Raw genomic sequence first — 20,186 nt, 5'->3', positions numbered from 1 at the left:
AACTCCTTATTTGGCTTTTGAGGTCTGTTCGTCGATCGATCCGATAATCAGCGCGTCGATCGGCGCGGATTTTTCGGGAAAAAAGCCAGCAGCTACCGAGCCTTGGGTGACCAGCACAGTCTCGCCGTCGGCGCATCCGAGCGGGTCGAAAGCAATCAGCTTCGTGCCGGTTTCTGTTTCCACTTCAAGCAGTGCGCCGGACGGCAAGGTGCCGATATGGCGCGTGGACCAGAGTTTGCCGCTGACACGTGCCCTGATCATTTCGCACTCCTTTCGATCCTGATGCCTCGGCGGCGGGTCTCGTCCTTGGCGAGGGGCGTGAGCCTGCTTGCCTTGCCGATGCGCAGCCGCGTCTCACCTTCGGCGAGAGCTGCAATGTCACGCTCGGTGATCAACGGCTTGATCAGTTCGGCGACTGCGGCTGGACTAGTTGTGACCAGCGGTACGGAGGACGGTACCGGGGGCGGTTGCGGACTCCGGACGAGGGCCGGTGGCGCCTGCAGATCCGGCACGAAACGTATTCGTCCTTCGCGAAGAGCCGCGGCGAACGTCGGATCTGAGACGCGCCGCACCACGGATAGCGCGAACTCGGTCAGGTCAGCGGCGGTCCCGATGCGGACATGCTCCTCCTGGACGGCGCCTTGCATCTCGGCGCGCAGTGCCGCGATCTCCTCCGAAAGGAGCTCGCGAATGAGAGCGCGGAGATCGTCAGCCATCAGCGTGCCCCTGCCTCACGCAGCGCCCGCTCGGCCGCTCCGCGTGCGTTGCGGACGTCGGCTTCGGTACCGGCCAGATAGAGTCGGCCGTTGGCGCCGATCATCCGCATGTCGATGACCTTGATGTCGGCTTCTTTCTCCGCTTCGTTGCAGGCGAGGATCGCATAGGCGGCGGGTTGGCATTCCAGCAGATAGATGCTTTCGCCGCCCAAGACCATCGAGCCAGCTTTGTTGCGATTCATGAGAAAGGCGTGCTGGTCGTCCACCCGGGTCACGATCTTCGAGGCGAATATCTTGGGCTTTTCAGCGTCTTCGCGTTTCTTGCTCATGGCGGCCAGCGCAGCGTCGGCCCCCGCCTGTACTTCGGCGGTGGAATGGGCATGGAATTGCAGCGTGCCGAACTGACGCTCGACGACGAGGAAGCCCGCTCGCACTTCGGCGCTCTTAAGGACTGTGTCCGTCAGCGCCTCGATGTCGAGGCCCGGCGCGATCTCAATAATTTGCGCGGCCATGCGGGCTCGCGGCAGCGTGCCGCGCATCCACGTGGCTGTGTAAGCCAGGGTCTGAGGCTGAAGCTGGTCAATGAAGATGAAGGCGCGGAGATCGGTCACGACTGGCCCCTGGTCAAGTCACGGAGTTCTTGAAGAATCAGCTGGCGCAGGAGATCTCGCTCCATTCCGGCGGCTGGCGCGATCGTCGCCGCAGGGACCAGGGCGGGAGATTCGGAGTTCGCCGAGGAGACGCGAACCGCGCTGAAATCGCCGAAGGGCACAGTCGCATCGCTGTTCCACGCAAGCCGTGTCCAATGGACGAGATGCTGGGGCCCGATGTTCTCGCCCACGGAGGAGCGGCCGAAATAGCCCGTCCCGATCATGAAGGAGGGCGCCAGATGGGTGGCAAAACCGGCGGCACCCTGCGAACAGGGGGCGTTGACCACGACGCGGTAAACCGGCAAGGCCGAGGCGAAATCCATCGAGCGCTGGGGATTCTCGCCATGAAACGCTGCGGAATGACCCGCCCCCGTCATGCGAAGGATCATCTTCGCCGCACTGACCGCGCGTTCGAAGCTTTCAACCGAAACGAACGCGAGAACGGGGGAAAGCTTCTCCTTTGTCAGCGGCTCGTCGGGGCCATAATGGTCGACAGGAGCGATGAGCACCTTGGTCGAGGGCACCACGCGTATTCCAGCGTGCTGCGCCACCCACGCCGCACTCTTGCCAACAGCGGCGGTATTCAAATGACCGTGCGGGAAAAGCCAGTCGCGTAGCTTGACGACTTCGGCGTCCGTGCAAATGTGCGCCCCGGCAGCGCGCAAACCTCGTTCCAGTTGCTGCCTGTTCTCGTCGAGCGAGATGAGCACACTTTCGTTGGTGCACAATACGGAATTGTCGAAGGCCTTGCTCTCTACGATCCGCTGGGCAGCGAGACCCTGGTTCGCACTGGGATCTACGTAGACCGGAGCGTTACCAGGTCCCACGCCGATCGCCGGATTGCCGGACGAATAGGCAGCTCGCACCATGGCGCTGCCACCGGTCGCAAGGATAACCTGCACCTTCGGCGACATCATGAGCGATTGGACGAGCGGGACAGACGGCTCCTCAACGCACTGGATCAAGCCGGCTGGCGCGCCCGCAGCAACGGCAGCCGCTTCCAGGCGCACGGCAGCATCGCGGCAGCACTCCTTTGCCAGAGGATGAGGGCTAAAGATCACCGCATTACGGCTCAGTATCGCCAGGATAGCCTTGTAGTACAGCGTTGAGATCGGATTGGTCGCAGGCGTCAACGCCAGAATTATCCCGGCCGGCTTCGGCAATTCGACCATCTTGCGCGCTCTGTCGATGCGAGGGTCGACCAGATTCGTGTCGGCATAGAAGTCCACCAGGGGATGCGCCGAAAGCTCGTTCTTCAATCTCTTGTGCTCGACCACGCCCATGCCGGTCTCGCGCACCGCCCACTCGGCGTAGGTCTGAGCCGCCTGATGCGCCGCTTCGGCAACAGCGCGGGCCACCTTCATGACAGAGGCGCGATCGCAGCGGGCATACGCACGGACCGCCCATCCGGCCCGGTCGATTTTCATCCGCGCTCTTGCCGCTGCCTTATCCGGCACGGCGAGGCGAGGTGCGTCATCGTGAGATAGCATAGCTTTCCTTTTCCGGATCAGGCTGCCCGGCGCGGGTTGCGCAGAAGGCTGCGCGCGCGCGGGATGGCAGCTTCGAACCGTTCGACGATCTCTTGACAGGTCGCCACATCCAGAAGCAGACCCGGCTTGAACTGCAGCACTCGCTTGTCGAGCGAGGAGAAGATGGCCCACACACCATGTTCATAGAGCGCGCGGGAGACAGCGACGGCGCCTTCCGGGTGATCGAATTCCAACCCCAAGATCACACCTCGCTGGCGGATCCCCACGAAGACGTCGGAGTTAGCCGCCATGATCTCGGTCAGAGCGCGCTGAAAATAGTCGGCGACGGAATGAACGTTGGCCACGAGTTCCGGACGCTGCAGCATGTCGACAACTTGATGGCCGACGACGCATCCGAGCTCAGAACCACCGGACGTCGATATGTGCGCTGCGCCATCTTCCTTCTGCCAGGCGCCGCATTGTTCGGTTACCACACAGGCAGATATGGGATAGATCCCGCCGCCGAGGCCCTTTCCTGTGACGAAGATATCAGGCGAAAGGCCGTAACTTTGCCAGCCCCACATGACGCCCGTACGCATGAGGCCCGTCTGCACCTCATCAGCAATGTACAAAGTGCCGTATCTGCGGCAGATCTCCTGGCAAGCTTTGAGGTAACCGTCGTTTGGCAGCGGGAATCCATAGGTCGCCGGGATCGTCTCGATGATGAAGGCGGCGACATCGCGGCCACGCACCGTGCGCTCGAGTGCATCGATATCGTTGAACGCGACCTGCGAGAACTCCTCGGGTCGATCGGCAAGAAATAGCTTGGAGAAACGTTCGTCGCCGGTGGCCACCGATAGGCCGGAGTGGCCGTGATAACCCTTGACAATCGACACGATCTTGCGGCGCTTGGTGGCATATCGGGCAGTCTTCAGCGCGATCTCCACCGCCTCCGCCCCGCCCGCGCCGAATATGGCGTACTTCATTCCGGGCGCCGTCTTGACGAGCTTTTCGGCGAACGCCGCCCTCGCGACGGAGGGGAACCAGTGGTTCCCCATGTCGAAATAGTCCAGCGCCGATTTTAGCGTGGCGACTAGCTCAGGATTGCGGTGGCCAAAGTTGTAGGTGCCTCCGTTAAGGTGGAGATCGATCAGCCTCCGCCCGGACATGTCGTAGAGGAAGTAACCTTCCCGACGATCGATTACGAGATCGATCCCCGCATCTCGCCAGAACCGGGTTTTGCCCGGGTTCCAATACTCGATGGCCTTATCGAGCAGCTCAGCCTTCGAATCGAACTTGAAGAAACCGTAGTCGAACAAGGCGCACCTCCATTTATCGGCACCATTGCACCATTTTGTTTGATGCGCAACAAAAAATGTTGTGAATCTGTCATTTAAATGTGTCTTGTCGGTCACAAAGATCCCCGACTGTCGGTGACGGTCGGACAACTCGGGTGGAAGCACGAAGAATGGGAGTGGCTAGTTCGCGCAAGAGATTGCGCTGTCGCCAGATTTTGTCCGGTCTGGAAGCGAATTCGATCCGGCAATGGCTGACGCGCTTGACGTCTCGACTGAGACCGTCTGGCACGATCTGTCAGAACTCGGTCAGACAGGCCATCTAGACCGCGGGGCAGTCGCCAGGGCGAAGCGATTTGGGCTGGCGCCTCAATAAACGGCTTCTGTCATTTTTACCCGCACGGCGGGCTCACGGTAGCCCGGTTGTCGAACGTTACTTCAACAAAGAAGCCATAAATTTCGACCCGAGCGCGACATCGGTGCGGTTTGCCCAAGCACTTCGCGATTGCCGTCATCGCCTTACAGTGACGCCTGCCTGTCCGCTAACTGAGCAATTGGTGAGCAAGCCCTCGATCGAGGTGACCTTGCTTCCGGGCCTCTTCCAGGAAGGTGTTGTCTGCGGCTCGGGGATAATTCGCGCACCCGGTCGATTTTCTCCAGTCACCGTCATTGCGGCCTCTGGATGGAGCAAAGAAACCGTCAGCCGAGCTATGGGTTGCCGAGGGACGTTCCGCCATACTTCGCAACGTCGGCCAGAGCGGCGTCCTTCGGTTACGGCAAATTCGACGCGCGTTGACATACTTCGCTGTTGGACATCGCAGGCGTCGCGTTTCACTGACAGGATCCTAAACCGCTGCCGCTCTCTAAGGAGAGGTCGGCCTTCGCGTTGCCTGACTAATCGTAGAGGCCGAGGAGCTGCCCACGCTACGTTTCCAAACCAGAATCCGTTCTATCAATTTGTATCAAAGCGGAGCAAGGAAGATCGATGACTGCAGAACGCTCCTATCATCTGCCTACAGCCAGCGCTCGCCGCATTCTTTAGGAAGGCAGGTTGTGGTCGAGTAGCTCGGCCATTTGGCTTTGCCCTCACAGATCCGGGCAGGCGGCTTTCCCGCACCCGGCTCTTCCCGAGGGTAACCCGCGTCATATCCGCGCCTGCGCCCATGTGCGAGTCATGCGTGGAGTTGGCAGGCGGAAGCGTGCCGTCAGGGTCTCGAACTCCGGCCAGCTCATGCGCCGACTTTTCTGGCTGCGCCGTCTCAGACAACGCAACCAGGTTCGACGCACTTCGCGGTAGAAGCCGTTGAGCGCTGGATAGTTGTGCGGCCTGCCATAGTAGCCATAGTGCCCGCGCAGAACGGCGGCGAACCACTCGTACTGCGTGGCCAGTGGCGCGTGCATGAGCCGCCAGGCCTCCTGGCGCAACGCCGTCAGCTTGCGCGTCAGGCGTTTCCCTTCCGTCTTGTGCTTCACGATGAACCGGCCATCTCGGGTCCGCCCGCAGTAGTGGGTAAAGCCGAGGAAGGCGAAGGTCTCTGGCCGCCGCTCGCCCCGCCGCTGACGCGAGAGGGCCGCGAACCGGCCAAACTCGATCAGCCGCGTCTTGTTCTCATGGAGCGTCAGGCCGAAGCTGGCCAGCCGCACCTTGAGAGCCAAGAGCATCTCCTGCGCATCCGCCTTGCTCTCGAAGCCCATGACGAAGTCGTCGGCATAGCGCACGGTCACAACGCGACCGCGTGCGTGGCGACGGCGCCATTGGTGGGCCCAGAGATCGAGGACGTAGTGCAGGAAGACGTTGGCGAGGAGCGGGCTGATTCCCGCCCCTTGCGGAGTGCCCCTGTCCGTCTCTTGCTTCTCGCCGCTCTCAAGGACGCCCGCCCGCAGCCACAGCCCGATGAGCCGTAGGATGCGAGGATCGGCGATCCTGTGCGCCACCATCCGCAGCAGCCACTCGTGGTCGACCGAATCGAAGGAAGCGGCCACACACTACCCATCGCCATGATATCCCAGCTTCGGTGACGATCACGCGCAAGCGTCACGCATTCGAAGGTCAGGCGTTGGCCGTGATCGGCACCATTAGGCGGCGCGGCGTCTGCTATCTCCTCACAGTTCTGCCAGACGGCAGTCGGTCGTTGATTCCGGCGAGCTGGACCGATTGGAAGGTTGAGCCGCTTGGAGGCACGCCGCCGACCGATGACGCTGTCCACGATCTCGGCAGGCTCGGTGATTTGCTCCACTTGCGCAAGCTCGTCGACGCTCTTTGCATCGGGGGTGCCGAGTCGGCGCCGTGCAAGGAGAGCCGCCATGCAATTGAACCTGGAGTTTTTCGATCAGCCCGATGTTCCACTAAGCGCGCCAGCAGCGTGGGACCAAATCGACGAAGCCGCCCGCATGGCGGCAATCGAGATTCTGGCGCGCCTCATTGCACGCCTGCTCCCGGACGACCCGGCGATGGAGGCAAGCGATGAGTGAGCGCGTCAAGATTACGTCAAGTCATCTCTCTCGACAGGCTGTCGTCTATCTGCGCCAATCCAGCGCCGCACAGGTCGAGCACAACCGCGAATCAATCGACCGGCAATATGCGCTTGCCGGCAAAGCGCGTGACCTCGGCTGGCCCGATGAACGCATCATCGTTATCGACGAGGATCTTGGCCTCTCCGGTTCGGGCTCGGTGGCGCGTTCGGGCTTTGCCCGCCTCACCGCCGAAGTGGCGCTCGCGCGCGTGGGCCTGGTGCTCGGTCTCGAAGTCTCGCGGCTCGCGCGCAATAACGCCGAATGGTACCGTCTGATTGATCTGGCCGGATTTACCGACACGCTGATCGGCGATGCCGACGGCATCTATCATCCGGCCGTCTTCAACGATCGCCTCTTGCTGGGGCTCAAAGGCACGATGAGCGAAGCCGAACTGCACGTGCTGCGGGCTCGCCTCAACGGCGGAATCCGCAACAAGGCGGCGCGGGGTGAACTGCGCCGCGGTCTGCCGGTCGGCTTCGTCTGGGGCGAGGCTGATGGCGAGGTCCGCTTCCATCCTGACGAGGCTGTCGTCATCGCCATTCGCAGTGTTTTTGCGCGCTTCGCCGAGATGGGATCGGCGCGTCGCGTTTGGCTCTGGTTTCGTTCCGAGGGGCTCACGTTCCCGCTGCAGCTACACGCCCGTGCCGAGATCCGTTGGGTCGAGGCAAGCTACACCGCCATCCACCAGGTCTTGACCAATCCCGTCTATGCCGGCGCCTATGTCTATGGCAAAACGCGTCAAGAGACGATTCTCGATAGCACTGGTGCCCGCAAGAAGCGGATTCGATTCTTGCCGCGTTCCCAATGGCAGGTTCTCATCCCCGAGCATCATCCAGGGTTCATCGACTGGCAGACCTATGAAGCAAATCAGCAACGTCTCGCCGCGAACACGCGACCCCAGCCGCACAAGGGCGGCGGCGCCGTGAGAGAGGGCAACGCCCTCCTGCAAGGTCTTGCCAGTTGCGGCCATTGCGGCCGCCGCCTGCACACCCACTATCGCGGACGCAATTCTTCGCCAGGTTATCACTGTGCTGGCAAAGTGCTGGTCGAGAACCGAGGCGTCTACTGCCTCAATATTGGCGGCGTTCAGGTCGACGACGCCATCACCCGGGCGTTCATTGCCGCGTTGGAGCCCGCCAAACTGACCGCGACACTCACCGCCGCGGAACGGCTTGAAGCGGATCGCGAGGCGGCGCTCAAACAATGGCGACTTGCGGTGGAACGCTCGCTATTCAAGAGCTCCACGATGCTGTGATTCCGAGGTCAATCGAGACGTAGAACAGCTCACTTAGCTAAATCTACCGGCACGGCTATGAGGTGTGCCGACCCCGCCCCTCCAAGCATTTTCGGTGACCAACTTTGCCCTTCGTAGGATGAGGCCTGGATTTTGCCAACTGGTTGCGTCGATGGCACAACTCTTCCATCTTGGTCAGCATTCTTTCCACGATTGTTTCAGCCGATTCGACAGGCATTCCAGCGCGCTTGAGACGCGCGATCTCTCTGCGATGCCGGCCCACCTGAAGGCGAATGCGGTCTATCTCCTGACGAAGTAATTCCAGAGTCAGCACTACGGTACTCATCTGCTCAGCTGCTCGACTGAAGAGGAGCCAGGATGCCGGTTGCTTCCACGGATGCCCTCGGGAGCCGGCTCGCCAGCCATCTCTCTGTATCCGAGCCGGGCGTTCAGCTTGCGGATCAGCTCCTCGGCGGCGTCCGCGATCACCGTGCCGGGCGGGAAGATCGCTTCCGCGCCTGCGGCGTAGAGTGCATCGTAGTCCTGCGGCGGCACCACGCCGCCGACGATGATCATGATGTCGTCGCGGCCCTGCTTCTTCAGCGCGGCCTTCAGCTCCGGCACGGCGGTGAGATGGGCGGCGGCCAGCGAGGAGACGCCGAGAATGTGCACGTCATTCTCGACCGCCTGCCGCGCGGCTTCGTCGGCGGTGGCAAACAGCGGCCCGATGTCGACGTCGAAGCCGATATCGGCGAAGGCCGAGGCGATCACCTTCTGGCCGCGGTCGTGGCCGTCCTGGCCGATCTTGGCGACCAGGATGCGCGGGCGGCGGCCTTCCGCCTCCTCGAAGGCGTCGATCAGCGCCTGAACCTTCTCGACCTGGGTGCCCATGCTGGACGCCTCCCGCTTGTAGACGCCGGTGATGGATTTGATCTCGGCGCGGTGCCGGCCGAACACTTTCTCCATTGCGTCAGAAATTTCGCCGACGGTCGCCTTGGCGCGCGCCGCGTCGATCGCGAGCGCCAGCAGATTGCCGTTGCCTTCGCCGGCCGAGCGCGTCAGCGCGGCGAGCGCGGCATCGACCTCCTGCTGGTTGCGCTCGGCCTTCAGCCGCTTGAGCTTGTCGATCTGAAGCCGGCGGACATTGGTGTTGTCGACCTTCAGGATCTCGATCCTGTCCTCGTCGGTCGGCTTGTACTTGTTGACGCCGATCACCGCCTGCTTGCCGGCATCGATCCGCGCCTGCGTCTTGGCCGAGGCCTCCTCGATGCGCAGCTTCGGCACGCCGGCTTCGATCGCCTTCGCCATGCCGCCGAGTTCCTCGATCTCCTGGATATGGCCCCAGGCCTTGGCGGCGAGGTCGCGCGTGAGCCGCTCGACATAATACGAGCCGCCCCAGGGATCGATGATGCGGGTGGTGCCGCTCTCCTGCTGCAGGAACAGCTGGGTGTTGCGGGCGATGCGGGCCGAGAAATCGGTCGGCAGCGCCAAGGCTTCGTCGAGCGCGTTGGTGTGCAGCGACTGGGTGTGGCCTTGCGTCGCCGCCATCGCTTCCACCGTAGTACGCATCACGTTGTTGAAGACGTCCTGCGCAGTCAGCGACCAGCCCGAGGTCTGGCTGTGCGTGCGCAGCGACAGCGAGCGCGGGTCCCTGGGGTTGAAAGGCTTGAGCAGCTTCGCCCAAAGCAGGCGCGCCGCGCGCAGCTTGGCAACCTCCATGAAGAAGTTCATGCCGATCGCCCAGAAGAACGACAGGCGCGGCGCGAAGCGGTCGACGTCGAGCCCCGCGGCAAGTCCGGCGCGTAAGTATTCGACGCCGTCCGCGAGCGTATAGGCGAGCTCGAGATCCTGCGTCGCGCCGGCCTCCTGCATGTGATAGCCCGAGATGGAAATGGAATTGTACTTCGGCATCTTTTGAGAGGTGTAGGCGAAGATGTCCGAGATGATCCGCATCGAGGGCGCCGGCGGATAGATATAGGTGTTGCGCACCATGAACTCTTTTAAGATGTCGTTCTGAATGGTGCCCGACAGCTTCTCCGGCGGAACGCCCTGTTCCTCGGCAGCGGCGACATAGAGCGCGAGGATCGGCAGCACCGCGCCGTTCATGGTCATGGACACGCTCATCTGGTCGAGCGGAATCCCTGCAAACAGCGTGCGCATGTCGTAGATGGAGTCGATGGCAACGCCGGCCATGCCGACGTCGCCGCCGACGCGCGGATGATCCGAGTCATAGCCGCGATGGGTGGCGAGGTCGAAAGCGACGGAGAGGCCCTTCTGCCCCGCCGCGAGGTTGCGGCGATAGAATGCGTTGGAATCCTCCGCCGTGGAGAAGCCGGCATATTGCCTGACCGTCCAGGGCTGGTTGACATACATGGTCGGGTAGGGGCCGCGCAGGTATGGCGCTATGCCCGGATAGGTCTCCAGGAAATCGAGCCCGGCGATATCGGCCTCACCATAAGCGGGTTTTACCAGAATACCCTCCGGCGTCAGCCACGGCTCGGCGCTGCCAGCAGGCGTGGCGGTGGCGGCTCGCTCAAAGGCAATGTCGGCGAAATTCGGAATGCGGCTCATGGCTTCAACCATTTCATAAGCGCTCAATCATGATCCGGATGTTGATGGCTGACGATGGTCGCCATCTTTTCCGGTCCGTAATTCTGCTGCGTGGTCTGGCTCGGCAGATTGGAGATGCCGACCACCGGCCGAGGCGCGATTCAGTTCCGTATTGCCGGGTCGGCACCAGCCGGTCGGGCCGGTCGAAGGCGCCGGTCATGATCTCGATCCGGTCGCCGTCGATGCGGCCGAAACTCAGTGGCGTGCCGCAGGCGGCGCAATAGCCGCGGTCGGCGATCGTGGAGGAGCGGAAGAACGACGGCTGTCCCTTGGTCCAGGCGAAATCGGTGCGGTTGACGTCGGCGAAGGAGGCGAACGGCGCGCCGCTCGCCTCCTGGCACATCCGGCAGTGGCAGATCGAAACCTTGTTCGGCGTTGCCGAGATCGCAAAGCGCACGGCGCCGCATTGGCAGCCGCCGGTGAGAACTGGTTTGCCTGCTTCGGTCATGCCTGCTCCATCCGTCGGTAGGCGTCCTGCAGCGTGGCAAGCGCGTCGGCCCCGGCAAAGATGAAGCTGGTGACGCCGACAGCCCGCAGCGCCGCCTCGCTATCAGTCGGACGGCCTGCAAAATACATATGTCTGCAGCCAGCGCTTTGCAGGGCCCTCGCGGCGGCTTCGGCCTGTTCCGCGTAGACCTTGTCGCTGGAACAAAGGCAGGCGAACTCGGCTCGGGAGGCTCTGAAGGCGGCCGCCAGCTTGGCCGGATCGGCAAAACTCTCGCTGTCGAGGGCCTCGATGCCGCCGGCCTCGAAGAAGCTCTTTGCGAAGGTCGCACGCGCGGTGAAATCGGCGGGGGTGCCGAGATTGGCCAGGAACACCTTTGGCCGTGCGCCCCGCGCCTTCAAGGCCGCATCGGATTTGTCGCGCAGCGCCTCGAACGGCTCCGCCAGACGGATCGGCGGCAGGGCATCGAATTTGTACTTCTGCTCGCCATAGGGCGCCAGCGTAACCGGCGTTGCCTTCAGCACGGCGGTGTCGCTCTCATGCAGGTTCGGAAACTCGCTGGCGCCGGTCAGCACGTCACGGCGCTTTGCGATATTGGCCTCGCGCGCCTTGCGCGTTGCCGCCACCTTGCTCTGGAACAGGCCCTGCTGAAGCGCGGCGAAGGCGCCGCCGGCTTTCTCGCTGTCCTGGAACAGCGTCCAGGCCGCTTCGCACAGCTGCGCGGTCAGCGTCTCGATGCCGCCGGCGCCGGCGGCGGGATCGCTGACCCTGGCGAGGTTGCTCTCCTCCAGCAGCAGGAGTTGCGTATTGCGCGCCACGCGCCGCGCGAACGGATCGGGCAGGCCGAGCGCCAGCGTATGCGGCAGCACGGTGATGGCATTGGCTCCAGCCAGTCCCGCGGCGAACGTCGCCATGGTCGCGCGCAGCATGTTCACGTAGGGATCGCGCTGCGTCAGCATGCGCCAGGCCGTATCGGCGGCGATGAACAACGGCTTTGGCGTCAATCTGCACGCCGTCTCGATGCGCGCCCACAACAGCCGCAGCGCGCGGAATTTGGCCATGGTCAGGAATTGGTCGGCATCCGCGGCGAGCCGCGCATAGACCATGCCCTGCGCGGCTTCCAGCGGAATGCCCGCGCCTTCGATCGCCCGTAAGTAAGCGACGCCGCAGGCCAGCACGAAGGCAAGTTCCTGCACCTCCGAGCCACCGGCATCATGAACCACGCGACCATCAGCGGAGACGAACGGTCCATTGAAGCCGAGCGCGGCGAGTCCCTTGACGCCACTTGTCACGGCTGGGACGATCTCTTCCCAGGCGCAGGGGCTGTGGCCCCAGGTCGCGCAGGCGGCGAGCGGGTCAAGACCGAAGCGGATATCGCAGGCCGCGGGATCGAGGCCCTTTGCCTTGACGTACTCGGCAACATAGTTTGCCGCCATGCTCGACTGCGGCCCGACCTGCAATTCGATGCTGATGCCAAGGTCGAGGTGAATGTCTTGCAAAACCTTGGCGACGGCGTCCGCCGTTGGTTCCATCCCAAGATCGTGGCTGCCGCTGCCACCCGCAAACACCAGCGCGAGTCCTGTTGCACCGTTCTCGATATCTGTGAGTGCTTGGGTATTCGCGGCTACGGCATCGGAATGATCGATCCGTTGCATGATCTGCCATGGTGCGGCGGGAGCTCGTCCCTGGATCGGCGCAACATTCTTCGCGCGGCGGTAAAGCGGTTCGATCCTAAGCCCGTCGTATGTCCTTCCGACGAGTCTTTCAAAGGGCGCTCCCTCCAGGACTTCGTCAACGAGCCTACGCCAATCCTCACGCGAAGCAGGTGCAAAGCCGGATGCCAATTCTAGCCTTTCATCTTCCATTCGATCTGTCCTAGTCACCAATGGGCCGAGCCGCCCGGAATTCTGGCATTGCGAGCGGACCGGGGGCGCCTGCAGGGAAATGTTTGCATGGCATATCAGTTGGCAAACTCCAGGATCAGGGCATCCACCGCCAGCGTCGCGCCGGCGCTGGCGTGGATCTTCTTCACGGTGCCGTTCTGTTCGGCGCGCAGCACGTTCTGCATCTTCATGGCTTCGACGACGGCGAGCGTCTCGCCGACCTTGACCTCCTGCCCTTCGCTCACCGCGATCGAGACGACGAGGCCCGGCATCGGGCAAAGCAGCTTCTTGCCGCTGTCTGAGGCCGTCGTCACCGGCATCAGCCGTGCGGAGGCCGCCTCGGCCTCGGTCCAGACAAAGACCGGCACCTCAACGCCCTGATGCGCGAGGCGGATGCCGTTCGGAATCGGCCGCGCTTGCACCGCGACGAACTGGCCGTCGATGGTACCCTGCCAGACCGGATCGCCCGGCTTCCACGGCGACTGCAACAGATGCGCAGTTCCGGCCTTGCCGTCGGCGTCGATAAAGCGGATCGCGATCGCCTCGCCCTCGCGCGCGACCTCGAGCAGGATCTCCTGGCGGTCGAGCCAGACCGCGCGACGGCGCTCGCGCTGCACGACGCGCCCCCCCATTTGGCCGGAGATTTGGCGCTTGCGCGCCCCGAGCACGTGATCGATCGCGGCGCCGACCGCGGCGATGCGACGCGCGATCTCGCCTTCGGGCACGCGCACCGCAAAACCCTTGGGGAATTCCTCGGCGATGAAGCCGGTCGAGAGCCGGCCCTCGCGCCAGCGCGGATGGTGCATCAGCGCCGAGAGGAACGGGATGTTGTGGCGGATGCCGTCGACGTAGAACGAGTCGAGCGCTGTCGCCTGCGCCTCGATCGCGGCTGCGCGCGAGGGCGCATGGGTGACCAGCTTGGCGATCATCGGATCGTAATGAATCGAAATCTCGCCGCCTTCCTGCACGCCGGTGTCGTTGCGCACCGTGATGCCATCCTGGCTGGCTTCCGCCGGGGGGCGATACTTCACCAGGCGCCCGATCGAGGGCAGGAAGTTGCGGAACGGATCTTCGGCGTAGAGGCGCGATTCCACCGCCCAGCCGGTCAGCGTGACGTCCTTCTGCGCGATGGCGAGCTTCTCGCCGCTCGCGACGCGGATCATCTGCTCGACGAGATCGATGCCGGTGACGAGCTCGGTGACGGGATGCTCGACCTGCAGGCGTGTGTTCATCTCAAGGAAGTAGAAGCTCTTGTCCTGGCCTGCGACGAACTCGACCGTGCCGGCGGAATCGTAGTTCACGGCCTTGGCCAGCGCGACCGCCTGCTCGCCCATCTTGCGGCGGGTCGCCTCGTCCAGCAGCGGCGACGGCGCTTCCTCGATGACCTTCTGGTTGCGGCGCTGGATCGAGCATTCGCGCTCGCCGAGATAGATCACGTTGCCGTGCTTGTCGCCCAGCACCTGGATCTCGATGTGGCGGGGATCGACGATGAACTTTTCGACGAAGACGCGGTCGTCGCCGAACGAGGCCTTCGCCTCCGCCTTGGCGAGGTTGAAGCCCTCGGCGACCTCGGCCTTGGAATGGGCGATGCGCATGCCCTTGCCGCCGCCGCCGGCGGAGGCCTTGATCATGACGGGGTAGCCGATCTCGTCGGCGATGCGGACCGCGTGCTTGTCGTCCTCGATGACGCCGAGATAGCCCGGCACGGTCGAGACTTTTGCTTTTGCGGCGGCCTTCTTGGACTCAATCTTGTCGCCCATCGCCGCAATGGCGGCCGGATTGGGGCCGATGAAGACAATGCCGGCCGTCTCCAGCGCGCGCGGAAACGCCTCGCGCTCGGAGAGGAAGCCGTAGCCGGGATGCACAGCCTCGGCGCCCGTCTTCCGGCAGGCCTCCACGATCTTCTCGATCACCAGATAGCTCTCGGCCGCGGCCGGCGGGCCGATCAGCACGGCCTCATCGGCCATCTCGACATGGAGGGCATCGCGGTCGGCCTCGGAATAGACCGCAACCGTCTGAATCCCCATTTTGCGGGCGGTCTTGAGGACCCGGCAGGCGATTTCGCCGCGATTGGCGATCAGAATGCGTTTGAACATTATTCTCTCACAACGGCAGATTGTCGTGCTTCTTCGCCGGCATTTCCGTCTTCTTGTCCTTCAGCATCGAAAGCGCCCGTGCGATCCGCTTTCTTGTCGAGTGGGGCATGATGACGTCATCGATATAGCCGCGCTCGGCGGCGATGAAGGGGGACAGGAACCGGTCTTCGTATTCCTTGGTTCGCGCCGCGATCTTGTCGGGGTCGCCGAGGTCGCTGCGGAAGATGATCTCGACCGCGCCCTTGGCGCCCATCACCGCAATCTGGGCGGTCGGCCAGGCGTAGTTCATGTCGGCGCCGATCTCCTTGGAGGCCATGACGTCGAAGGCGCCGCCATAGGCCTTGCGGGTGATGATGGTCACCAGCGGCACGGTGCATTGCGAATAGGCGAACAGCAGCTTGGCGCCGTGCTTGATCAGGCCGCCATATTCCTGCGCAGTGCCCGGCAGGAACCCCGGCACGTCGACGAAGGTGACGATCGGGATGTTGAAGGCGTCGCAGAAGCGGACGAAGCGCGCCGCTTTCCGCGAGGCATCGCTGTCGAGCACGCCGGCCAGCACCATCGGCTGGTTGGCGACGAAGCCGACGGTGCGGCCCGCGATGCGGCCAAAGCCTGTGACGATGTTCTTGGCGAAAGCTTCCGCAATCTCGAAGAAGTCGCCCTCGTCCACGACCTTCAGGATCAATTCCTTCATGTCGTAGGGCTTGTTCGGATTGTCGGGGATGAGCGTATCCAGCGACATGTCGACACGGCCGATGTCGTCAAAGCTTGGCCATTCCGGCACGCCGTCGGTGTTGTTGGATGGCAGGAAGTCGATCAGGCGGCGCATCTGGAGCAGCGTCTCGACGTCGTTCTCGAAGGCGCCATCTGCGATCGAGGAGCGCGTGGCGTGCACCGAGGCGCCGCCGAGCTCTTCGGCCGTGACGACCTCGTTCGTGACCGTCTTCACCACGTCGGGGCCGGTGACGAACATGTAGCTGGTGTTCTTCACCATGAAGATGAAGTCGGTCATCGCGGGTGAATAGACGTCGCCGCCGGCGCAGGGGCCCATGATGACGGAGATCTGCGGGATCACGCCCGAGGCGAGCACGTTGCGGCGGAAGACGTAGGAATAGCCGGCGAGCGCCGCGACGCCTTCCTGGATGCGGGCGCCGCCGGCGTCATAGAGGCCGATGATGGGCGCCCTCGCCTTCATCGCCATGTCCTGCAACTTGGTGATCTTGAGCGCGTGGGTCTCGGAGAGCGAGCCGCCGAACACCGTAAAATCTTTGGCAAAGACGAAGGTCTTGCGGCCGTTGACGGTGCCCCAGCCGGTGACGACGCCGTCGCCGGGCACCTTGGTCTTCTCCATGCCGAATTCGGTCGACCGGTGCTCGACGAACTTGTCGAACTCCTCGAACGATCCCTTGTCGAGCAACAGCTCGATGCGCTCGCGGGCCGTCAGCTTGCCGCGGGCGTGCTGCGCCTCGATGCGCTTCTCTCCGCCGCCGAGCCTCGCGTTGACGCGTTGTGCTTCGAGCTTCTCTATCACGGAAATCATCGGCTGCGCCCCCGATTTGGAGTGCGGATGACCGCCCCCGACTTGCGCTTTACCCTCGATGAAATGGACATCGCTGGGCTCCCAACCCTCAATTGCATACGTTTTCAAATAATGCGTTACCCTACTACCTCTGGAGCATCTTGGATTGCGCCATAGATCTCACCGAGGCCTTCTGCAGTCACGCAATAGGGCGGCATCACGTAGATCGTGTTTTCGGAGCGGACGAAGCAGCAGATTGCGACTTCTAAAAAAAATGCCCCAATCTTCGGACCAGCTCTCGCGTGATAACCTGCGTCTCGCGCCCTCAATTCAAGCGCCGTGATCGTTCCAATTCGCCGAACATTCTCGAATCGCTCGTCGCACCGGAGCCGTTTGATTTCGCGCATCGGAGAAATTGACGCGGCGCGCTTGTTCCAATCATCAGCCTGCCCTAGATCTATACTCGCCTTTGACGCAGCACATGCCACCGGATTTGCGGCATAGGAGATCGAGTGGAAGAACGTTCGTGCACGAGCCTTTGAATGGTGCGCCTCGAAAAGCTCCGCACTGCACAGGCTGACCGCGAGCGGGAGCGATCCGCCTGTGGGGCCTTTCGAGCAGCATGTAATGTCCGGCGACACCTCGGCATGGGAGCAGGCGAACAGCATTCCTGTGCGCCCCCAACCGGTCATAACTTCATCGGCAATAAGCAGGACGCCCCATGTTGCGGAGATCCGCTTCACCTCCCTCAGCACCCAAGCAGGGTACATCAGCATGCCGCCCGCGCCTGATACCAGAGGCTCGACGACCAGGGCCGCCGCATCGTGCTCGCGGCACGCTACATACCGCAATTCACTAACGTAGCTTGCGATGTCGCTGGTGAGATTCATTTGTCAGTGGCCCAACGCTTCGTTCAAATTGGGCAGTAAGCGGGATCGCAAGTCGCGCGTCCGGACCGTTCAAACCTACAATGCCTGATCCTCTGGGCGCTTATCACATACGTTGCAAAACGGGCGCCGGTGTCGATGTTGTCGGGATGAACCGTGAGATTGGCAAGGAGCACGAGCATGCCAAGCCGATCTTCGACCCTCCCCCATCCCGATGATTCCCCCGGAACAGACTTTGATGCCCTGGCGGCGTACATGCGCCAGCGTGTCAACACGGTCCTGCAACGTGCGGGTGGTAATGATCTTGTCGTAGAATTCGGGCGAGGTATCGACATTATGATTGTAGAAGTCCAGTCCGGCGGTGGAGAGCCGCTCTGCCTGTTCAGGTGTCAGCATGCCGAGCGTGACGCATGTTTCCATGCCGAGATCCTTCACCGCAGTGATCATGTCGCAGACCTGGTCGAGGTCGCGGGCTTTTGGGCTCCGCCAGGCAGCCGCCATGCAGAAGCGCGCCGGCATCCTTGGCGCGATTTGCGGCGGCAACGACATCGGCCTGATCCATCAGCCGCGTTGCCTTGAGACCGGTGTCATACTGCGCGCTTTGCGAGCAATATCCGCAGTCTTCGGGACACCCACCGGTCTTGATGCTGAGCAGGCTCGCGAGTTCGGCTATGTTGGGATCGAAATTGCCGCGATGAATACTTTGGGCTCGAAAAATCAAATCTGCAAAGGGCAGTCTATGTAGAGCTTCGGCTTCTGCGCGGGTCCAGTCGCGACGGGCTTGCTGCTCCTGACCGACACTGGCCCGAAGGGTCTCTTGAAGGCCACTCATCGCATGTCGCTTGCGAGGTTTGCGCCACCCGGACGTGGGCGAGCGGGTACCATGGCGTGTGAATTTGCACCAGGCCGTCGTCCAAGTGAGCTCACGAAGTCACTGCCCATCAATTGCTCTTGGAGGATCAGATCGGCTGCAGGCTTCCTTGCGACCTCTCTTGATAGAAGAGCTCCTCGCAAGGGGGAAACTTGGACGTCCTGCCACATCTTTGCGCCTCGGGTGATTTATGCCAACTTAGCTAATCCACCCGATCGATGGGAGCACTGAAATGCTTATTATTGTTGATTATTTGTCCGACTTTGCAAAGATTGCAAATCCATGAAGTTACGAAAGATCTTCGCAGGCGACCGGCTGCGCCGGCTTCGGGAACAGCGTGGGACAACGCAAGCGGCCTTAGCCGACGCATTAAAAATCTCGGCAGCTTATCTTAGCCAGATCGAGGGAGATCAGAGACCGCTCACTCGCAGGCTCCTAATGCGATTAGGCGAGTTGTACCGGCTGGACTTGAATTATTTCGCCGATGATGATGATTTGCGGCTCGCGAGCGAACTGCGCGAAAGCGCGAGCGACCCATTGTTCGGTACTGCCGTTTCAGAAGAGGAAGCCACCGCTGCTGTCCGGGCCGCGCCTGATATCGCGCGCCGCTTCCTGCATCTGCACCGGGCGTATCTGGCACTGGAGGAAGAACACCGCTCGCTTCAAACGATCATCGTACATAATGAGATGGGAGTTGCGAGTCGCTTTCCGTACGACGAGGTCCGAGATTGGGTGCAATCGAAGCGAAATCATTTCGACATGCTCGACCGAGCCGCTGAAAGGCTTGCAATAGCCAAGAGCTTTCGCCCCGAAAGCCGCGGCGAAGACTTGGTCAGACACCTACGCGATGCGCACCGGATCACAATTAAGCATGCGCCTGCAGAGCTCGGTAGCGGGATGATCTGGCGACTCGATCGCAATTCCCGGATACTATTCCTCTCCGAGGACGCGCCGACGGAGAGCCGCATATTCTGGATCGCGCATGTAATCGGCCTCCTTGAGGAGAGAGAAACCATCGAGCGGGTGGTCAGACAGGCTCGCTTGAGCAACGACGAAGCTGCCGCGCTGGCACGCGTCGCGCTTGCCAACTATTATGCGGGCGCAATCGTCATGCCATACGAGCCTTTCCTTCAGGCCGCGCGGCACGCGCGATACGACGTCGAACGCCTCCAGCGACGTTTTGGAACGAGCTTCGAGCAAGTCTGCCATCGCTTGAGCACGTTACAACGTCGAAGTTCGCCGGGTATTCCATTCTATTTTCTGAAGATGGACATCGCCGGAAACGTGTTGAAGCGCAGCAGCGCTACGCGATTCCAATTCGCTCGTTTCGGAGGGCCCTGCCCGCTTTGGAACGTCCACCAATCGTTCTCTCAACCAGGCCGTATCTTGGTTCAGCTCGCAGCTACGCCGGATTTGACGACCTATTTGTGTATTGCGCGGACGGTTGGCCTTTCTGCCGGTTCGTACCTAAATCGACCTCGCGCTGTCGCAGTCGGACTAGGTTGCGAGATCGCTTATGCCAGTCAGACGGTGTATTCAAAAGGCATCGATCTGGAAGACATAGAGGCTTCGGATCCTATCGGCCCCGGATGCCGAGCTTGCGAACGGACTGACTGTCGTCACCGCGCACTACCGCCTATCGGGCGGGCTCTTGATGTTGGCACTGCCGAAAGGGGCGTCGTACCGTATCGAATTGAGACCAAGACACAGTGACTCTCACTTTTTTCCGTCAACCGGCATAGAGCGGCTGAATTCATACGGTTGGGTTACAAAAAAATGGGCCACTCCTTTCGGAGTGGCCCACTCAAGTCAGGGAGGAACGTCCCAGTGGGAGCGCTGTGATCAAGCCGCCGACCAAAGGGAGGCAGCAGGTCTGACGTAGTCATTCGCTCAAGAACCGTACGCATACGACGAAGGCCGCCTGATTGACGCATGCGCGCGAGCACGGCGAGTTCTACGATGGCGTTGCGTGAAGGGTCAGGCGGCTTGCTGATTGG

Annotated in this window: 14 protein-coding genes and 2 pseudogenes; 3 read left to right on the top strand and 13 right to left on the bottom strand. The window is 62.1% G+C overall.

What is annotated here, in order from left to right:
- Positions 1 to 6 precede the first annotated feature (6 nt).
- The 6 genes from IVA98_RS19415 to IVA98_RS19390 form a co-directional block, all read right to left on the bottom strand.
- On the bottom strand, positions 7 to 261 hold the full coding sequence (locus IVA98_RS19415; protein ID WP_247355336.1) for a EutN/CcmL family microcompartment protein: 255 nt from the start codon (positions 259 to 261) through the stop codon (positions 7 to 9).
- Positions 258 to 716 (bottom strand): hypothetical protein, encoded by a 459-nt coding sequence (locus IVA98_RS19410; protein ID WP_247355335.1) that lies wholly within the window; start codon positions 714 to 716, stop codon positions 258 to 260. The genes IVA98_RS19415 and IVA98_RS19410 overlap by 4 nt, the downstream gene beginning before the upstream one ends.
- Positions 716 to 1,327, bottom strand: a complete 612-nt coding sequence (locus IVA98_RS19405; RefSeq protein ID WP_247355334.1) for a BMC domain-containing protein — start codon at positions 1,325 to 1,327, stop codon at positions 716 to 718. The genes IVA98_RS19410 and IVA98_RS19405 overlap by 1 nt, the downstream gene beginning before the upstream one ends.
- Positions 1,324 to 2,856 (bottom strand): aldehyde dehydrogenase family protein, encoded by a 1,533-nt coding sequence (locus tag IVA98_RS19400; RefSeq protein WP_256468175.1) that lies wholly within the window; start codon positions 2,854 to 2,856, stop codon positions 1,324 to 1,326. The genes IVA98_RS19405 and IVA98_RS19400 overlap by 4 nt, the downstream gene beginning before the upstream one ends.
- Before the next feature lie 17 nt (positions 2,857 to 2,873).
- Positions 2,874 to 4,154 (bottom strand): class-III pyridoxal-phosphate-dependent aminotransferase, encoded by a 1,281-nt coding sequence (locus IVA98_RS19395; RefSeq protein WP_247355333.1) that lies wholly within the window; start codon positions 4,152 to 4,154, stop codon positions 2,874 to 2,876.
- A 1,119-nt stretch (positions 4,155 to 5,273) separates the two neighbouring features.
- Complete coding sequence (locus tag IVA98_RS19390) at positions 5,274 to 6,113, bottom strand: reverse transcriptase domain-containing protein (RefSeq protein WP_247355332.1); 840 nt, start codon at positions 6,111 to 6,113, stop codon at positions 5,274 to 5,276.
- Positions 6,114 to 6,434: 321 nt separating this feature from the next.
- Here IVA98_RS19390 and IVA98_RS19385 point away from each other — a divergent pair, with 321 nt between their 5' ends.
- Both IVA98_RS19385 and IVA98_RS19380 read left to right on the top strand, forming a co-directional pair.
- The gene (locus IVA98_RS19385; RefSeq protein ID WP_247355331.1) at positions 6,435 to 6,602 is read left to right on the top strand and encodes a hypothetical protein; all 168 of its coding nucleotides are present in this window, start codon (positions 6,435 to 6,437) and stop codon (positions 6,600 to 6,602) included.
- Positions 6,595 to 7,899 (top strand): recombinase family protein, encoded by a 1,305-nt coding sequence (locus IVA98_RS19380; protein WP_247355330.1) that lies wholly within the window; start codon positions 6,595 to 6,597, stop codon positions 7,897 to 7,899. The genes IVA98_RS19385 and IVA98_RS19380 overlap by 8 nt, the downstream gene beginning before the upstream one ends.
- Positions 7,900 to 8,220: 321 nt before the next feature.
- Here the strand turns inward: IVA98_RS19380 and scpA are convergent, their stop codons facing one another.
- The 7 genes and pseudogenes from scpA to bioB form a co-directional block, all read right to left on the bottom strand.
- Positions 8,221 to 10,449, bottom strand: a complete 2,229-nt coding sequence (gene scpA, locus IVA98_RS19375) for a methylmalonyl-CoA mutase (protein WP_247355329.1) — start codon at positions 10,447 to 10,449, stop codon at positions 8,221 to 8,223.
- Between the two features lie 23 nt (positions 10,450 to 10,472).
- A pseudogene (locus IVA98_RS19370) lies at positions 10,473 to 10,936 on the bottom strand (GFA family protein).
- The gene (locus IVA98_RS19365; RefSeq protein ID WP_247355328.1) at positions 10,933 to 12,798 is read right to left on the bottom strand and encodes a methylmalonyl-CoA mutase family protein; all 1,866 of its coding nucleotides are present in this window, start codon (positions 12,796 to 12,798) and stop codon (positions 10,933 to 10,935) included. The pseudogene IVA98_RS19370 and the gene IVA98_RS19365 overlap by 4 nt, the downstream one beginning before the upstream one ends.
- A gap of 95 nt (positions 12,799 to 12,893) precedes the next feature.
- Entirely contained in the window at positions 12,894 to 14,912 is a 2,019-nt protein-coding gene (locus IVA98_RS19360; protein ID WP_247355327.1) for an acetyl-CoA carboxylase biotin carboxylase subunit, read from the bottom strand.
- Positions 14,913 to 14,919: 7 nt separating this feature from the next.
- The gene (locus IVA98_RS19355; RefSeq protein ID WP_247355326.1) at positions 14,920 to 16,452 is read right to left on the bottom strand and encodes an acyl-CoA carboxylase subunit beta; all 1,533 of its coding nucleotides are present in this window, start codon (positions 16,450 to 16,452) and stop codon (positions 14,920 to 14,922) included.
- Between the two features lie 116 nt (positions 16,453 to 16,568).
- Positions 16,569 to 17,321, bottom strand: coding sequence for an aminotransferase class III-fold pyridoxal phosphate-dependent enzyme (locus IVA98_RS19350; protein ID WP_247355325.1), 753 nt, complete (start codon positions 17,319 to 17,321; stop codon positions 16,569 to 16,571).
- A 134-nt stretch (positions 17,322 to 17,455) separates the two neighbouring features.
- A pseudogene (bioB, locus tag IVA98_RS19345) lies at positions 17,456 to 18,150 on the bottom strand (biotin synthase BioB); the annotation flags it as partial.
- A 321-nt stretch (positions 18,151 to 18,471) separates the two neighbouring features.
- Here bioB and IVA98_RS19340 point away from each other — a divergent pair.
- Complete coding sequence (locus IVA98_RS19340; protein ID WP_247355324.1) at positions 18,472 to 19,902, top strand: helix-turn-helix domain-containing protein; 1,431 nt, start codon at positions 18,472 to 18,474, stop codon at positions 19,900 to 19,902.
- The last annotated feature ends 284 nt before the right edge of the window (positions 19,903 to 20,186 follow it).

The organism is Bradyrhizobium sp. 160, assembly GCF_023073735.1.
In the GTDB taxonomy this organism is placed as follows: Bacteria; Pseudomonadota; Alphaproteobacteria; order Rhizobiales; family Xanthobacteraceae; genus Bradyrhizobium.
The sequence above is the reverse complement of the archived record's forward strand: the minus strand, read 5'-3'. Positions and strand labels throughout refer to the sequence as shown.

What these genes read in the sequence shown, in the direction of transcription:
- IVA98_RS19360 (WP_247355327.1), bottom strand. Translation starts at nt 14,912, where the DNA reads ATGTTCAAACGCATTCTGATCGCCAATCGCGGCGAAATCGCCTGCCGG.
- IVA98_RS19380 (WP_247355330.1), top strand. Translation starts at nt 6,595, where the DNA reads ATGAGTGAGCGCGTCAAGATTACGTCAAGTCATCTCTCTCGACAGGCT.
- IVA98_RS19410 (WP_247355335.1), bottom strand. Translation starts at nt 716, where the DNA reads ATGGCTGACGATCTCCGCGCTCTCATTCGCGAGCTCCTTTCGGAGGAG.
- IVA98_RS19415 (WP_247355336.1), bottom strand. Translation starts at nt 261, where the DNA reads ATGATCAGGGCACGTGTCAGCGGCAAACTCTGGTCCACGCGCCATATC.
- IVA98_RS19400 (WP_256468175.1), bottom strand. Translation starts at nt 2,856, where the DNA reads ATGCTATCTCACGATGACGCACCTCGCCTCGCCGTGCCGGATAAGGCA.
- IVA98_RS19355 (WP_247355326.1), bottom strand. Translation starts at nt 16,452, where the DNA reads ATGATTTCCGTGATAGAGAAGCTCGAAGCACAACGCGTCAACGCGAGG.
- IVA98_RS19340 (WP_247355324.1), top strand. Translation starts at nt 18,472, where the DNA reads ATGAAGTTACGAAAGATCTTCGCAGGCGACCGGCTGCGCCGGCTTCGG.
- IVA98_RS19385 (WP_247355331.1), top strand. Translation starts at nt 6,435, where the DNA reads ATGCAATTGAACCTGGAGTTTTTCGATCAGCCCGATGTTCCACTAAGC.
- IVA98_RS19365 (WP_247355328.1), bottom strand. Translation starts at nt 12,798, where the DNA reads ATGGAAGATGAAAGGCTAGAATTGGCATCCGGCTTTGCACCTGCTTCG.
- scpA (WP_247355329.1), bottom strand. Translation starts at nt 10,449, where the DNA reads ATGAGCCGCATTCCGAATTTCGCCGACATTGCCTTTGAGCGAGCCGCC.
- IVA98_RS19350 (WP_247355325.1), bottom strand. Translation starts at nt 17,321, where the DNA reads ATGAATCTCACCAGCGACATCGCAAGCTACGTTAGTGAATTGCGGTAT.